The organism is Bartonella sp. AP331QHHD (assembly GCF_042195905.1).
Classification (GTDB): domain Bacteria; phylum Pseudomonadota; class Alphaproteobacteria; order Rhizobiales; family Rhizobiaceae; genus Bartonella.
In genome coordinates, this window is record NZ_JBHIPG010000019.1 from 36,114 (window position 1) to 51,861 (window position 15,748).

Consider the following 15,748-nt stretch of genomic DNA (forward strand, 5'->3'; position numbering starts at 1 on the left):
TATGCATTAAACTAATCGACTTTGTTCTACAGCAGCTTCAATAAAAGAAGAAAAAAGCGGATGTGGATCAAAAGGACGGGATTTTAATTCTGGATGATATTGAACACCAATAAACCATGGATGATCTACATATTCTATCGTTTCTGGTAAAATACCATCAGGAGACATCCCAGAAAAAATCAAACCACACTGTTCTAACTTATCCTTATAATCAATATTGACCTCATAACGATGACGATGTCGCTCGACAATCTTGGTCACCCCATAAATTTGAGCAATATGACTCTCTTCTTTTAATTCAGCAGCAAAAGCACCAAGGCGCATTGAACCGCCGAGATCACCATTTCTTGTACGTTTTTCAAGAACGTCTCCTTTAAGCCATTCTGTCATTAAACCTACAATTGGATTGTCTGTTTCGCAAAACTCACTTGATGAAGCATTCTCAATCTGTGCAATATTGCGCGCAGCTTCTATACAAGCTAATTGCATCCCAAAACAAATCCCTAAAAATGGAACTTTACGCTCTCGCGCAAATTGAATTGCTCGAATCTTCCCTTCTGCCCCTCGTGCCCCAAAAGCACCTGGAACCAAAATTCCATGGGCTTTTTGTAAAGCTGAAACAGAATCTTCTTTTTCAAAAAGCTCCGAATCAATCCACTCAATACTAACCTTCACTCTATTCGCTAAACCACCATGCGCAATCGCTTCAATAAGAGATTTATAAGCATCCTTTAAGCCCGTATATTTTCCCACAACAGCAATCGTAACTTCTCCTTCAGGATGGTGAATACGATGCGTAATATCTTCCCAACGATCCATTTTGGGGGAAGGTGCCGAATCGATTCCAAAAGCGCAAAGAACTTCAGAGTCCAAACCCTCCTTATGGTATGCCATAGGAACATCATAAATTGTTGGCATATCTAATGCCTGAATGACTGCATTGGAGCGAACATTGCAAAAAAGTGATAATTTGCACCGTTCTGTTTCTGGAATAGATCGATCTGCACGTACAAGCAAAATATCAGGAGAAATACCAACTGCTTGCAATTCTTTGACAGAATGTTGTGTTGGTTTCGTTTTTAATTCACCTGCTGAAGGAATATAAGGCATTAATGTGAGATGGACATAAACGACATTTTGTCTCGGTAGCTCATTGCGAAGCTGACGAATCGCTTCTAGAAAAGGCATTGCTTCAATATCACCAACCGTTCCACCTATCTCACACAAAACAAAATCAAATTCTTCATTTCCCATCGTAATGAATCTCTTAATTTCATCTGTAACATGAGGGATAACTTGGACTGTTGCCCCCAAATAATCACCACGCCGCTCTCGTTCAATGATATTGCGATAAATACGCCCTGTTGTAATATTATCTTGGCTATTTGCAGAACGCCCAGTAAAACGCTCATAATGACCAAGATCAAGATCCGTTTCTGCACCATCATCGGTCACAAATACTTCACCATGTTGATAAGGTGACATCGTACCTGGATCAACATTTAAATAAGGATCAAGTTTGCGAAGACGTACGCGATAGCCACGAGCCTGTAATAACGCTGCTAACGCCGCCGCTGCGATGCCTTTTCCAAGGGAAGAAACCACACCACCAGTAATAAAAACATAACGTGCCATGGGCTTATGGTGATAAGCAATTTATAATGATTTTTCCAGCAAAAAATGCAAAAAGAAACAATTTTTCTTCTAAAATAAAAAAGGCGAAAAAAATCACCTTTTTTAAAAAGTCTATGTTTTCTTAAAAAACTATTTTGTACTGTTATCGGGAACTGTATTTTCAAGAACCTGAGGAACTGGACTTTCTGCTTCAGGATTTGTGGACTGTTTCTGTTCCTGCGAAGAATTCGAAGTGCCTCCTAGCTGTTCAAGAATAGAAGGGGAAGACTCACCATCTGACGATGGGACTGATCCTGAGTCTTTATTGGTAGAATTCTGTTCTGAATTAACCGGTATACGCTTTAAGATATCAGAACTAGAATTTGATATATTACTCACCACGGTAAGTCCAATAGACACAACAAAAAAACAACAGGCTAAAATAGCAGTCAAACGTGTTAAAGGGTTTCGAGATCCACGAGTTTTCATCAACCCTGAGCTATTACTCACACCTAGCCCACCACCTTCTGAAGGTTGAATTAATATAACACCAACCAAAGTAATCACAATCAAAAAATGAATAACTATAAGTACTGTTTGCATAAACCCTGCTCTTCAAATAACTCTTTAATAGCTATTTACACATAAATAACGCACAATCCAAGGGGAAACTCAAATTTCTCTGCTATAGTTTACGACAAACATCGCAAATAGTTAAAAAATCAATCGCTTTTAAGCTTGCTCCACCTATCAAAGCACCATTAACATGAGCAATGCTTAAAAGCTCAAATGCATTGGATGGTTTTACGGATCCACCATAAAGCAAACGTATCTTATTGCCTTCATCACCAAAACGAGAGCGCACCCTATCACGAATGAAATGATGTACTTTTGCAATATCTTCTGGAGTCGCTGTATTGCCGGTGCCTATTGCCCAAACTGGTTCATAAGCGATAATGGTATTCTCTGCTGTTGCATCATCTGGGAGAGATTCTTCAAGCTGCTGCGTGAGAATATCCAGTACTTTATTATTATTACGCTCCTCCAATGTTTCACCAATACATACAAGAGCCACAAGACCTGCTCGCCACGCAGCTTGCACTTTGGCACAGACAATCGCATCATTTTCCTGGTACACTGTACGACGTTCTGAATGCCCAATAATAACATGACTTGCTCCCGCTTCTTTAAGCATAAAAGCTGAAATATCTCCAGTATAAGGACCATGATCATCAAAGTGACAATTTTGTCCTCCTAAAAGGAGATTTTCACCATTCAGCGTATTAGAAGCACGCGATAAAAGCGTTGCTGGAACACAAATTAGGGCTTCAAATAGATGACCTAGATCAGAGCTAACGCCTGTAGCAATAGCACGCAACTCTCCAAGCGATTCACTCGTTCCATTCATTTTCCAATTTCCAGCAAGAAAAGGCCGAATATTTTGAGACATATTTTCACCTCAAGAGCTTTTGCAATACATTGTTTATCTGTAGTTACCAAATTATAAAATGAAAGCAAGTCTTTAAAGCTTGCATCTTTCATCTCTTTATTGCAAATTCCATTACAGCTTTGATAATAACTCACATTAAAAATGGACTTGAACAATGCTTGACATCATAAGAAATGCTACAAATTCTTGGATTTTTAGAATTTTCCTTGCTATTTTACTCTTATGCTTCATTCTTTTATGGGGGGTACCGCAGTTACACAAAAAAAGTGAAAGAGATCTTATTACTTCTGGAAAGTCCACAGTAACTGTCGATGATTATCGTCTTGCACTCGCCGATCAAAGCGCACGTTTAGCATATGCTGCTCATCTTGGACGAATGTTTACAACAAATGAAATGCAGCAATACCAAATTCCTGCTTTTGTATTTAATCAATTACAACAAAATGTACTGCTTGATGAACAAGCACGTAAAATGAAAATAAGTCTTTCAAAAGATACAATAGCTCATACGATTGGTTCTGATAAGATGTTCCAGGTAAATGGCACTTTTGATAAAAACTTGTTTTATAACTATCTTCAGCATTTACGTATTAGTGAAAGTGCTTTTCTTAATTATTACACCAAACAAGAAAAGCGTAATCAGCTTATTGCTGCTTTACTTTCTGATATGAAGGCACCAAATCTCTTTTATAAAGCACTTGCTCTTTATCAAGGAGAAATGCGTATTGCTGATTATCTCGTTATTGATCTAAAAGAAAAGAAAACAATTGCTGATCCTGATTACGAAACATTACAAAAATGGTTTGAAACACATCAAAGTCAATTTCGTGCTCCAGAATACCGTACTGTCTCTTTGCTATCTATGGAACTTAATGATTTTGTAAAACCTAAAGATATCTCAACAGATGAGGCGAAAGCCTATTATACACAAAATGCTTCACGTTTTGTAACGCCTGAAAAGCGTACATTCGAAGAACTGCGATTCCCCTCACGCGAAGAAGCCGATAATGCAGCAAAAAAAATAGCTGATGGATTGAGTTTTGATGAACTGGTAAAAGCTGAAAAAAAGACTCTTAATGACATAAAAAAAGGTCCTCTCGCAGAAAACGAACGTCCTAATCATCTGACATCTGAAATTTTTGAACTTCAACAAGGCCAAGTCAGTCCTGTGATAAATGACTTACAGGGACCTGTTCTCATTCGCGTTACGCATATTGAACCTTCAAGCTCTCTTCCTTTTGAAAGTGTAGAAGAAAATATTCGCCAAATACTTGCCAAAAATCGTGCTACTGATGATATCCGTAACAATTATGCTGCCATTGAAAATGCTCGTTTTGAGGGTGCTTCTCTCAAAGAGTTAGCTGACCAATACAAGTTATCTTTGCGCACAATTACTATTGATAAAACGGGAAAAACGCTTGAAGGTGCAATACTCACGGATTTACCTCAAAAAGATATTTTACTGAATGCCATCTATCAATCAAACGAAGGAGTCGATCTTGATCCTCTCTCTTTTCAAAATGGTGGATATCTCTGGTACAAGGTCGATAAAATTATTCCTTCCCGTGATAAGACACTTGAAGAGGCTAAGCTAGATGTTCTTTCTCAATGGAAAGATGAGGAAATCCAACGTCTTCTTGATGAAAAAGCCCAAAATGCTCTCAAACAGCTCACGGAAGGAAAAAGTCTTGTTGCTCTTGCTCATACCCTTGGTGTTACAAAACAAACAACACCAACCCTCCGGCGTCAAGACTCATCTGAAACCCTTGGCGTTGAAGGCATTAAAGCATTATTTTCCGCTCCCAAAGGTCATTATGGCATCATAAAAGGTCCGGTTGCAACAAACCGCATCATTTATCAAATAAAGACTGTAACCATGCCTAAAGATATCACGTCTCATAATCTTTCAACTGAGGTCCGCGCCAATATAGATATGATGATAAGAGAAGATCTCAAGCTAGAAATGCTACAAGTTGCCAATAAAGAACATCCTTTGGAAATTAATAGCACAAATTATAATCAGATCTTTAACGCTCTCCAATAAAAAGATTGTGCATAATTTTAAGAACTTATTGATAAAGTTTTCATCAGCTCTTCGTCTATAGTTGAAGAGGTAAGACGGATTTCTTGTCTGCATATCTTAGGATCAGCGTTTGTATAATGATTCATTTTCTCGCAAAACAGTGCATGTATGGATTTGCGAGAAAATAGTCAATGGAATGTAGAATCGTTTTTGCAATGCATTAAAAAACATTATCCATCCAAAGGTCGTAAAGGTTGCCGCCCATTAAGCTATAAACATCATCCCTATCGTCATTCATTCATAGCTCATTATATTGCTACTCTTAATATTCATTCATAGGGAGCGTATTGCTTCTTCCTTAAATGATTTCATTTACACATCCAACTTATAATAGATAAAAAAACTATTTTTAAAATTCATTATAAAAATGGAGAAATCTTTTTCTATTCAAGACTCTCATTCAATATAAGAAAAAACGTATTATCATTATAAATCAATATATTCATCAATCATAACAGTCATCAATTATGATGTTATAATTTCTCAAAAATAAGAGTTTTTTATAGACTTATAGACTGCTAAGATAACTTCTCTCATAAAATAGAAATTTCATTTCATTTGCAAATGAGATACAATCAATACATTCAGAGTACTTAAAAGTTCTTCTTCAAACAAACCAATGTATTAAGATTTATCTCATGTTTTTCTTTCTCTGCATCTCACCCATCCAATACTCTGAATAAAACATATTACTGATGAAGAAATACAGCGTATTTTCAAGATCATAAAATTTCTTATTCTTTTGCGTTCATAACAACCAAAACATCAACATTTTTTATAACAAAAAAATGGTTTGGAATCACAATAGCTCCTTTTATCTTCATATGAAAAAATCAGTCTACATGTTACGCATTCCAACGTAGTAATATTTTTTTACAATATCTTTGGAAAATTGCCGCTTATTGCTGCCCTTGTTATCAACCAATAGCGATACATCAATGGCAAAGTTGCACTCTCTTGAAAAATTGCTGCCCCCAACTGTATAGCTTTTTGAAGAGAAGCTGGTACAATGACCAATGGAAGAAAAGCTGGCTTAAGAACTCTAGGTAAAGTACAAGAATACTCGTAAAATTGGGTATAATGATCGCGCGATAATGCTACCATAGCTTCAACAATACAACCCTTTTGTTGATCGCTGAGACGATGAGATTCCAAATCTTCCCTATTCACTCCTACAGCCTTTAATATATCAGTGGGTAAATAATATTGATATCGTGATTGCATGAATGATAAAAGACGCAATACACCGCTTAATCCTTGAGAAATCCCTCCATGTTCATAGATATCTGTAAACTCTTGTGCAGTTTCAGGATCTAATATCTGACAAGAAAGCTGTAAAATTATGCCTGCTGTCTCACCACAATAATGCTCTAGATCATGAAGTGTTTCTATTGGATTGTGATAAAGATCTAAAATTTGCGCATCACAATAACGTAAAAAAGCTGTCTTAGGTAAATTAAAAAGAGTGATTGCTTTTAATAAATCATTCAAAATCGGATTGTTTCCACTCGTTTGCATTTCACCATGAGCAATAGCATCATTCCACCAACGTAACCGTATTTCTCCTATGAGTGGGTCATGTACACTTTCGCGGATACGAGAAACTTCAGCATTAAATACATAAAGAGCAGCCAATGCTTGGCGCTTTTTTTTAGGTGCAAATAAAACCGATATATAGCGATCACGATCTATGGTACGTAAAATATCAAGACAATAAGGAAGAGAGCCTATCATTCTATGAACCTATTAACGTCCCTTTTTTAGCAATTAAATTAATACCCTCTTTTTATTCATATTAAAAAATGAAGGATAAGCAAATACAGTTCAGAAAATAAGATTTTTAAATGTGTCTCTTAACTGTATTATGAATTAAAATTTCTTTTCTAATCCCTTTTCGTTTTAGAAAGAAAAAAATTAAATAAATAATTTTTCTGATAAAACTTATCTTATCGGACTTCAAGTTTTCATTTGCAATAAAAAAGCTAAAAACCAATCGTAACATGCATAGTAAAATTTGAACAACAAACAATGCAAGACACTTTTTCAGTGGATAGATGACAATGTTATTTTATAAAAAATGCACTGATCACAAAAACTTCATCAAATCATTGACCTCCTCCCCATCCTAAAAGACAAAGGCTCTTACCAACACCAATTTGTAAAAAATCCAATTGCTCTCGGTACGTTTCTGTTACTATAAACGCATTGATTTATAATGATAATTTTGTGTTTTGTATGTTAAATTAGAATCCCAAATATCGTAGATATACTTTCATTTCAAACCAATTCCATGTTACATCAATAAAAACTATTCCCTTGCACGTCACAAGCGGAACTGGCTTGTAGGTAAAAACTGTATAAGAAAGAATTAAAATGCCTCTTATGAACCGTCTTAAGTGCCAAGAGCTGATCACTCATGTGATTCATTAGGAACTATGAGCAAACTTTGTCCTGAATACTTGCTGCTGTATTTAAAAAACACTTAATGTGTTAAGTTATGTATATTCTATACCCTTATATCACCGCCTTAAACGACAGTATTTTACAGCGCAGAAAATAATCACACAAGTCTTTCATGCTAGACCAGAGCCTTTGTTTTATTAAACAATACTCTATTCTACCGCAAATAATAACGCCGCAACAGCGCGATCTTCAGCCAATAAAACATTAAATGTACGCACCGCCGCTCCCGTACTCATTGTATCTGATGAAATACGTTTTTCCCATAAAAGCACCCGTAACTCTTCAGGTAATCGTAATAATTCAATTCCAGTACCTATTAATAAAACTTCGATTTCAGAAGCTTCTTCTAAAATACGAGATATATCCCTTTGAGTGGGAACAGGCACTGCCATCTCAATGCCATAAATACCTGATGGTACACAAATAATAGAACCTCTATGAGACATATCAGCAAAACGAAACCCACCATTTCCATAAGCATCAATAGGTGCGCGACTTGGAAAATGTGCTTCACGAATTTGAATTGCATCGAACATGAATATGCACCTTTTATTTTTGAATAATCCAATTGTCTTTGCTTCTTCTCATCATAAAAATTAAAATAAGGCTGATATAAACATTGATATGTTAAACATAGCCTAGTATTGAAGTAAAAATTTTTATATAATGCCCTAATCTTCTCATACAACAAATATATGAAAATTTGGGAATAAACCGCGGTAAAATGCTATACCTGCTTAAATAAATCTATCTTTTAAAAAGTTTCCTCAGCTTATTTACTCACAAATTGCTTTTTATAAAAACAATGATCTTGTTTAAAAAACAGAAAAAAATTGCGTAATATTCTATAAATAAAACAACTATTTTAATAATCTAAAGAAAACAAAAACTCCATTTTCTGTAGCCACTATAAAAGCCTCTTTTTCAATGAAATTGTCTTGATCTTGCCAAGCTTTTTATAAAAATGCTTAAAAAATGTAATAAACTGCCATTACACCTTAAGATGCATTTTCCTTTGATATAGCTTTTTTCTCTTCAGAGATACTCATATCTTCTTTCGTTGTCGTTTTAGATTTAGACTTTTGTGGTCTTTTTGCTTTAGCATTAAGTTTTGATTTTTTTTCTGCAACCGGCTCACCTTTAACGCGCACATCAGCTAATGTTGAGCGAATAACACGAATATTCATACTCTCACCAATTTCAACCTCTAATTCACCACTCTCGTCGTGAACCTTCGTAACCTTGCCGATAATACCACCACCCGTTATAACTGTATCACCACGACGTACTGCATTAAGCATTTCTTGGCGTTTTTTCATTTGGGCACGCTGTGGACGAATGATAAAAAAATACATAATTGCAAAAATTAAAATGAATGGGACAGCGCTAGCAAATGAAATTCCACCGGAAACATCGCCTGCAACTTGAGCATAAGCGTTCGTAATAAACATTTTTATCTCCTATAGTTAAACCTCAGGTATTTCCCACTCTATTAAAATGAAATTCCGATACAGAAAAAATTCCTAAAGAATTTATCATAAAAAGCAATAACTACATAATCTAATCACAGCTTTACAAAAATACAATAAATCCTTAAGAGGCAGAATACCAAAATACAATGAGAAAAATCTTAAAAAATAGATTCACTTTCCCCTATTGTATATCCTACAATACAAATCTTTTCACTAACTCAATAAATTATACAAGATAATTTTTCTAATGAACAAACTTAATTTATATAGATAATTTATCGTTTTTGATATCAAATGACAGATCTAAATACAATAAAACGCTCTCATTTCAAACCTTCTGAATTAATCAAAACGATTTTCTTGCACGTCACACATATTAAATGAGCCTGTAGATAAAAACTTTTTAAGAAAGGCGTGAAAATATCTTTTTCATGCTTCTCTCAAATGCAAGAGCAATTGGAACACTCAAAGCTGACAAATAGTATGATACTATTGTCTTACACTTTCATAAATACAAAGATGGTAATATCTAACGACCCCAACGAACTACTTTTCTAAAACCAATGATTTTTTGCTGCAATGTTATTAATTTAAGAAAATCAATTGTTTTTCATGAATTTTCTATAAACTGTAAGACTATTCAAATGTAAAAGTCATCAATAAATTAGTTTTCTAAATATTTAAGGGGATCAACAGGTAATGAATTCTTACGCATCTCAAAATAGACACGTGGCGTTTTAACATTTCCTGAAACACCAGATTTAGCAATCTCATCACCGCGTCTTATCCTTTGTCCTTTGTTAACAACAAGCTTACTATTACATCCATAAATAGTGATAATATCATTTTCATGTCGAATCATCACAACATTACCAAGCTCTTTTAGTCCATCTCCCGCATAAATAACCACACCATTTTCTGCCGCCTTTACCGAAGACCCTTCAGGCACTGCAATATCTATTCCTCGATTCATTACTGTTCCCTTTTTTTGACCGAACTGGCTTAATAAACGCCCTCGTACTGGCCAACGCATCTTAGAAATTCCTGTGGCTTGCGGAGTCGTCATATTATCTGTATTCGTAACAGTACTTGACAAACCAGTCTCATGTTTCAATTGCGTCATCTGTTTAGAAAAATTTTTCTCAGAACTTGATTTGTTCATCTTTGCAGAGGGTGGCGTTGTTACAGGAGCTTTATATATAGGAGAGGACTTCTTGTTTTTTATAGAGGACATCACTTGAGATTGGGATGCAGATTCTGTTGTTGACACTGCCCAATCGTTATTATTGTGTGCATTTGAAGCTGCTAATGTACGCCTGCTTGGAACAACAAGGACCTGACCGATATAAATGGAATTGCTGTTTATACCATTTGCTAATTTTAATGCCTCAACACTAACCCCTACTTGTCGTGCAATACTGAGCAGTGTATCTCCGCTCTGGACAATATAAGAATTCCGCCGAAAAATAGGAGATTTATCCATTTGTGAACGAGAAAGTGTTCCAAGATTACGTGGAGGGGAGCCCATAACGCGACCATCAGAAGAAGTTATCCTATCTTGATGTGGAAAATTATAGGGGGAATTATCATCTCCCCACGAATCATCGCTTGATTCCACAGGTGGCAATTCAGTGCTTTGTATCATACCACTACCGTATGATAGCATTCGCGGGTCTGTATACATAGTGCTTGATATATTTGATTGAGATGATACCGTACGATGAGAGAACGTATTGGAAAAACGCTGTGTACCAGAACTACAACCAGCAACAATAGTTACCACCGCTAACAAAGTTATTCTCTGAAAATTATGCTGGAAAATATTATCCAAAGCTTTTAGACACATCGTTTTGCTCACTCATCAATAATCAACTCACTCCATTAAAGCTTTTTTAAATTACCGAAGAGTTAAAATGAGATGTTTTATTCATAAATATCTTTATATAAGATCAAAATGAATTTAACGTAGACAATTCGCAGAAACTTCTTAGCTTTTAAAAATTAAAGTATCTCCGCAATGCCTTTAATAAAAGGTTGGTAACGCACTTGGAACAGTTCTAAACACTCAAATCGACTACCAATTTTTGTATAGCGCGTCACCGTTTGTACCCCTTCGTCAGGTCCTATCGCCTGAATGAGAATTCCATTTTCAGCTAAAAGTTCTAAAAATTCCTTTGGTTCATCAAAACGTGATGGCCAAATAAGAATGCGATCAAATGATCCTAAGCCTGTCACGCTATGACTTCCATCAATCTGCCGTATAACAATATTTTCAATTCCTAAAGTTTGAAATTTTTGGCGTGCTAAATCAACAAGCGTTTTATAACGATCAATCGTTGTCACACGGTCACTCAGACATGCCATAAGAGCAGTACAAAAACCAGATCCTGTACCAATTTCTAAGACACGATGCCTTTTTTTCAACGATAATGCCGAAAGAATTAAGAGTTGTTCTTCCAAACGTTCCATATATTCACCACACTCAAGGGGAATAACTTTATTATCATAAGCACTATTGAACCAAGGAGCAGCAACAAACTGTTGACGCGGAATTTTCTCTAATGCCGAAAAAAATCGCACGTCATCAATGCCTTTGCTACGCATTTTCAGTACAAGAGCGGCTAACTCCTCACGAAATTGTAAAATACCCTTTTGCCCCATAGTATCATTCAATCTCCAATGGAGGTGCACTTTTATCATACTGACAAACTGCTTCTTTTAAAATGGCAAAAACTTGCGTCTGTGTATCATCACCTCTTGGCAATAAACGCATATTGTCTCTCCTTTCGTAAAATTAAGCAGTAATACAGCGCATGCCTCCCATATAAGGTTGTAAAACATCTGGAATAATAATTGATCCATCAGCCTGTTGATAATTTTCAAGTACGGCAATAAGACAACGTCCAACAGCCGTACCAGAACCATTAAGGCTATGAACAAAATGCAATTTTTTATCGCCTTCTTTACGATAGCGCGCATTCATACGGCGACCTTGAAAATCTCCACAAACTGAACAGCTAGAAATTTCACGATAACATTCTTGACCAGGAAGCCAAACCTCGATGTCATAGGTTTTACGCGCTGCAAACCCCATATCACCCGTAGAAAGAACCACTGTGCGAAAAGGCAAACCAAGCCGCTTTAATATATCTTCTGCACATTCCGTCATACGTTCCAATTCAATTAAAGACTGCTCTTCACTGGTAATCGAGACCATTTCAACTTTCCAAAATTGATGCTGACGCAACATACCGCGCGTATCACGACCGGCTGCTCCCGCCTCTGAACGAAAACAGGGAGATAAAGAAGAAAATCGCAGTGGTAAATCTGATATTTCAAGAATTTCATCGTTGACCAAATTGGTTAATGGCACTTCTGCTGTGGAAATAAGCCATCGACCATCTGTTGTACGAAAAAGGTCTTCAGCAAATTTCGGTAATTGTGCTGCTCCGTAAACAATCTCATCACGAACAAGAAGAGGTATTGAGACTTCTGTGTAACCATTCTCATTGACATGCACATCAAGCATAAACTGGCCTAATGCTCGTTCTAGCCGTGCTAATGCCCCTGAAAGTACTGTAAAACGTGTTCCAGACAAACGACTAGCTCGTTCAAAATTCATCTGTTTGAGATCTTGACCAAGATCAAAATGTTCCTTTGGTGTAAAATTAAATGTTGGAGGTGTACCAAAATGTCGAATGACGACATTATCACTTTCATCTTTACCTTCTGGAACATCATCTAATGGAATATTTGGAAGTGCTGAAAGAAGTTTCTCAAGACTCTCCGTCAGCTGTTTTTCTTCCACTGTTGCAGAGGAAAGAAAAGCTTTAATCTCTTCAACTTCAGCCCTAAGACGTTCAGCCATTTGCTGATCCGATACCGCTAAAGCCTGTCCTATTTCCTTTGAAACAGCATTGCGACGTTCCTGCGCCAATTGCACCTTAGCAATATACGACCGACGTGCAAGATCAAGTTGTATTAACCTTTCAGCTTGTGGCTCAAGACCTCTACTTACGAGTGCTTTATCTAATTTCTCAGGATTGTCACGAATCCACTTAATATCAAGCATAAAAATTCCTCATTTATATTGTTTTTATTCATTCCTTATCGCATAAGATTATACACTTTTCTTAAGCGGATTTTCTTCTCTTTTCTATACTGTAAGCAATTAAAATTGAAATCTCGTAAAGTGCTATCGTTGGTAAAGCCACTGCAAACATCGTAAAAAAATCCGACGGCGTTATGATTGCCGCTATGATAAAAGAGAGCAAAATAGCCCATTTTCGTTTAGACGCCAAATCATGAGATGTTACAAATCCAATTTTTGTTAAAAGACTGATGACAAGAGGTAATTGAAAAATCAAACCAAAAATTAGGATAAACGATGTCATAAAGCCCAAATAATCAGAAATACGCACTATAAACTCTATTTTTAAATGAACATCTGGAAGAAATTGTTGAGAAAGGCTAAACCATAGTATTATTGGCGCTAATAGACCATAAACAAACGCTCCCCCAATACAAAATAAAATAGGCCCCCCAATGAGAAATGGTAAAAAAGCCATCCGCTCATTTTTATAAAGCCCTGGTGCAATAAAACTATAAAACTGAAAAGCCGTATAGGGAAAAGATAAAATAATTCCCCCAAAAACAGAAAGCTTCATCTTCGTTAAAAAAGTTTCCCATACTTGCGTTGATTGTAAACGAATCCCCTCAGGATTACCCTCTGCTATTTTCATTGCCCACTGATATGGCCATAGTAAAAAATTTAAAATATAATCTTTAACAAGAAAACACATCATAAAAGCGATCATAAATGCAACCAAGGCAGAAATAATTCGCTGACGAAGTTCAATTAAATGTTCTAAAAGTGGAGCCATATTAGCATCAACTTCATCTTTCTTAACATTCATGACATATCTTCTTTATCTTTAGAAGCAATAGATACTGTCGTATCTTTATTGGTTACGTTTTGATCACATTCCAAAATTTCTTTATCTTTTTTTGATTTATGATGTGTTTCCTTAACATCCCAATTATCGTGGATATCCTCTAATATATTTTGAGTGGGATCAAAAGTTTCTGCCAACTTCTTGCTTGAATCGCTAATATCCGAACATACTTTTTGCAAATTATCGCGCTCGATTTGTTTTATTACATCATCAAACTGATGACGAAGTTCATTTGCTGTTGAATACACATACGCTCTTATCTTTGCTACTGTCTTTAATATTTTAGGTAAATCTTTTGGTCCAACGACAATGATGAGAACAAGTAAGATTACGATAAACTCTGGTCCGTCAATCCCAAACATCTCTTAATTCGACTTTCTCATCAAAAAATATTGCACAATGATGATTGCGTTTTTGTTACTGTTTTTTAGCAACAGATGTTTTGCTTTTTTTAGAAGCAGAAGAAACCTTTCTGCGCGCTGTTGCATGTTTTACCGATAACGGCTGAGATTGTTGAGATTCTACATCAATCATTTGGGAAGTAGGAGCCATTTCAACTTTATCCTCAATGCTATCATCTTCTTCTTTCATATTTTTTTTGAAGGCTTTAATTCCTTTAGCAACATCGCCCATTAATTCAGAAATTTTACCGCGACCGAAAAGCACAAAGATAATCAATAAAATTATAATTAAATGCGTTGGTGAAAAAATATTACCCATTATTCTCTCTAACTTTATGCTTTTAAATTTGATTTCATTTATTCATGCTTCCTCTGAAGGAGGTATCAAATATAATATCTTACTTATATATTTTCTTCTTAACTTAAAAGCAATTACACGCTTTTATTGCAAAAAGAACTTTTTATCCTCTCATCCTTTTTTAGCGTATTATAACACAAACCATTCAAAAATGATAAACCACTTCATACAAAGTTCAAAACACTTAAAAACTTTTCTAAAATAACTTCATCTGATCTCTTAGGTTACTCATCTTCCTGTAAATACTATAGCCAATGTCTTTCCTTTTAAACAATGTTGTACGTATCATTACAAACATTTCCGCCAAATTATCCTTTACTGATAAAAATCATAACATGCTGTAAAACATTTTACGTATTCAATTAAAAAAATCAGAAAGAAAAATCTCTAAAAAACTTTCTTAACACATCATCAGTCTCTTCAAAAACGATCATCTTACGCACAACATTTACTCTTTGCGTTGGGGTGGGAATTTTATCATCCATTATTCCATATACAATACGAAATATGAGCCATCATCGTATTCAATTAAATATCTGTCGTGTAAATAAAACTATTAGCGGAAAGAGTAAAAATGCACTTTATGAACCAACTCAAGTGCCAAGAGGTATGGCAATACTGCTAAAAAATAAAAAAGGTACCAGCTTGTGCCTTTATTCAGTAAAATACCTCCATATAACCAGCTCTCTAAGCCACTGTATGCTCTAACTATTACAAGTCTCCGGATTCTGGGCATGCGTTCTCATAATATCATGTGTTTAACCTATCTCAGTATTGAAAACAGAATGGGCATGAATAGAAAATTACATTCAATCAAAAGCATGGTATAGAAGCATAATCCATATAAAAAGAATTTCTTATCCTAGCCTTTTTTATAAGATTACCTCATAAAGCCGCTCGATAATACAGTGTTAGAGATAGATAAACCTATTTACTTTAGTTTAAAATTCCT

13 protein-coding genes are annotated in these 15,748 nt (G+C 35.6%); 1 reads left to right on the forward strand and 12 read right to left on the reverse strand.

Annotation, left to right across the window (positions count from 1 at the left end):
• Positions 1–6: 6 nt before the first annotated feature.
• The 3 genes from ACFIMS_RS02075 to tpiA form a co-directional block, all read right to left on the reverse strand.
• Positions 7–1,635 carry a CTP synthase gene (locus tag ACFIMS_RS02075; protein WP_375638113.1) on the reverse strand — a complete coding sequence of 543 codons (1,629 nt, stop codon included), beginning with the start codon at positions 1,633–1,635 and terminating at the stop codon, positions 7–9.
• A gap of 129 nt (positions 1,636–1,764) precedes the next feature.
• A complete protein-coding gene (secG, locus tag ACFIMS_RS02080; protein WP_375612906.1) occupies positions 1,765–2,217 on the reverse strand; it encodes a preprotein translocase subunit SecG in 453 nt (150 codons plus the stop codon).
• Positions 2,218–2,299: 82 nt separating this feature from the next.
• Complete coding sequence (tpiA, locus tag ACFIMS_RS02085) at positions 2,300–3,064, reverse strand: triose-phosphate isomerase (RefSeq protein WP_375612907.1); 765 nt, start codon at positions 3,062–3,064, stop codon at positions 2,300–2,302.
• A 154-nt stretch (positions 3,065–3,218) separates the two neighbouring features.
• Here tpiA and ACFIMS_RS02090 point away from each other — a divergent pair, with 154 nt between their 5' ends.
• Entirely contained in the window at positions 3,219–5,108 is a 1,890-nt protein-coding gene (locus ACFIMS_RS02090) for a peptidyl-prolyl cis-trans isomerase (RefSeq protein ID WP_375696336.1), read from the forward strand.
• 912 nt (positions 5,109–6,020) lie between these two features.
• On the opposite strand, the gene ACFIMS_RS02095 is transcribed toward ACFIMS_RS02090, so the two are convergent.
• The 9 genes from ACFIMS_RS02095 to tatA all read right to left on the reverse strand — a co-directional run bounded on the left by ACFIMS_RS02095 (position 6,021) and on the right by tatA (position 14,757).
• Positions 6,021–6,881, reverse strand: a complete 861-nt coding sequence (locus ACFIMS_RS02095; RefSeq protein ID WP_375681187.1) for a phytoene/squalene synthase family protein — start codon at positions 6,879–6,881, stop codon at positions 6,021–6,023.
• Positions 6,882–7,759: 878 nt separating this feature from the next.
• Positions 7,760–8,146 (reverse strand): Mth938-like domain-containing protein, encoded by a 387-nt coding sequence (locus ACFIMS_RS02100; RefSeq protein ID WP_375681186.1) that lies wholly within the window; start codon positions 8,144–8,146, stop codon positions 7,760–7,762.
• A 462-nt stretch (positions 8,147–8,608) separates the two neighbouring features.
• Positions 8,609–9,061: a preprotein translocase subunit YajC gene (yajC, locus tag ACFIMS_RS02105; RefSeq protein WP_375628961.1), complete on the reverse strand. Its 453-nt coding sequence runs from the start codon at positions 9,059–9,061 to the stop codon at positions 8,609–8,611.
• Positions 9,062–9,746: 685 nt separating this feature from the next.
• Positions 9,747–10,928: a peptidoglycan DD-metalloendopeptidase family protein gene (locus tag ACFIMS_RS02110; protein WP_375611257.1), complete on the reverse strand. Its 1,182-nt coding sequence runs from the start codon at positions 10,926–10,928 to the stop codon at positions 9,747–9,749.
• Positions 10,929–11,083: 155 nt separating this feature from the next.
• A complete protein-coding gene (locus ACFIMS_RS02115) occupies positions 11,084–11,743 on the reverse strand; it encodes a protein-L-isoaspartate(D-aspartate) O-methyltransferase (protein ID WP_273791164.1) in 660 nt (219 codons plus the stop codon).
• A 133-nt stretch (positions 11,744–11,876) separates the two neighbouring features.
• Positions 11,877–13,154: a serine--tRNA ligase gene (serS, locus tag ACFIMS_RS02120; protein ID WP_375612912.1), complete on the reverse strand. Its 1,278-nt coding sequence runs from the start codon at positions 13,152–13,154 to the stop codon at positions 11,877–11,879.
• A 61-nt stretch (positions 13,155–13,215) separates the two neighbouring features.
• Positions 13,216–13,998 carry a twin-arginine translocase subunit TatC gene (tatC, locus tag ACFIMS_RS02125; RefSeq protein ID WP_375612913.1) on the reverse strand — a complete coding sequence of 261 codons (783 nt, stop codon included), beginning with the start codon at positions 13,996–13,998 and terminating at the stop codon, positions 13,216–13,218.
• Positions 13,995–14,399 carry a twin-arginine translocase subunit TatB gene (locus ACFIMS_RS02130; protein ID WP_375638106.1) on the reverse strand — a complete coding sequence of 135 codons (405 nt, stop codon included), beginning with the start codon at positions 14,397–14,399 and terminating at the stop codon, positions 13,995–13,997. Before ACFIMS_RS02130 ends, tatC begins: the two co-directional genes overlap by 4 nt.
• A gap of 55 nt (positions 14,400–14,454) precedes the next feature.
• The gene (gene tatA / locus ACFIMS_RS02135; RefSeq protein ID WP_375612915.1) at positions 14,455–14,757 is read right to left on the reverse strand and encodes a twin-arginine translocase TatA/TatE family subunit; all 303 of its coding nucleotides are present in this window, start codon (positions 14,755–14,757) and stop codon (positions 14,455–14,457) included.
• Between the last annotated feature and the right edge of the window lie 991 nt (positions 14,758–15,748).

What these genes read in the sequence shown, in the direction of transcription:
- ACFIMS_RS02130 (WP_375638106.1), bottom strand. Translation starts at nt 14,399, where the DNA reads ATGTTTGGGATTGACGGACCAGAGTTTATCGTAATCTTACTTGTTCTC.
- ACFIMS_RS02075 (WP_375638113.1), bottom strand. Translation starts at nt 1,635, where the DNA reads ATGGCACGTTATGTTTTTATTACTGGTGGTGTGGTTTCTTCCCTTGGA.
- tatC (WP_375612913.1), bottom strand. Translation starts at nt 13,998, where the DNA reads ATGAATGTTAAGAAAGATGAAGTTGATGCTAATATGGCTCCACTTTTA.
- ACFIMS_RS02110 (WP_375611257.1), bottom strand. Translation starts at nt 10,928, where the DNA reads ATGTGTCTAAAAGCTTTGGATAATATTTTCCAGCATAATTTTCAGAGA.
- ACFIMS_RS02100 (WP_375681186.1), bottom strand. Translation starts at nt 8,146, where the DNA reads ATGTTCGATGCAATTCAAATTCGTGAAGCACATTTTCCAAGTCGCGCA.
- ACFIMS_RS02090 (WP_375696336.1), top strand. Translation starts at nt 3,219, where the DNA reads ATGCTTGACATCATAAGAAATGCTACAAATTCTTGGATTTTTAGAATT.
- serS (WP_375612912.1), bottom strand. Translation starts at nt 13,154, where the DNA reads ATGCTTGATATTAAGTGGATTCGTGACAATCCTGAGAAATTAGATAAA.
- yajC (WP_375628961.1), bottom strand. Translation starts at nt 9,061, where the DNA reads ATGTTTATTACGAACGCTTATGCTCAAGTTGCAGGCGATGTTTCCGGT.
- ACFIMS_RS02095 (WP_375681187.1), bottom strand. Translation starts at nt 6,881, where the DNA reads ATGATAGGCTCTCTTCCTTATTGTCTTGATATTTTACGTACCATAGAT.
- tpiA (WP_375612907.1), bottom strand. Translation starts at nt 3,064, where the DNA reads ATGTCTCAAAATATTCGGCCTTTTCTTGCTGGAAATTGGAAAATGAAT.
- ACFIMS_RS02115 (WP_273791164.1), bottom strand. Translation starts at nt 11,743, where the DNA reads ATGGGGCAAAAGGGTATTTTACAATTTCGTGAGGAGTTAGCCGCTCTT.
- tatA (WP_375612915.1), bottom strand. Translation starts at nt 14,757, where the DNA reads ATGGGTAATATTTTTTCACCAACGCATTTAATTATAATTTTATTGATT.
- secG (WP_375612906.1), bottom strand. Translation starts at nt 2,217, where the DNA reads ATGCAAACAGTACTTATAGTTATTCATTTTTTGATTGTGATTACTTTG.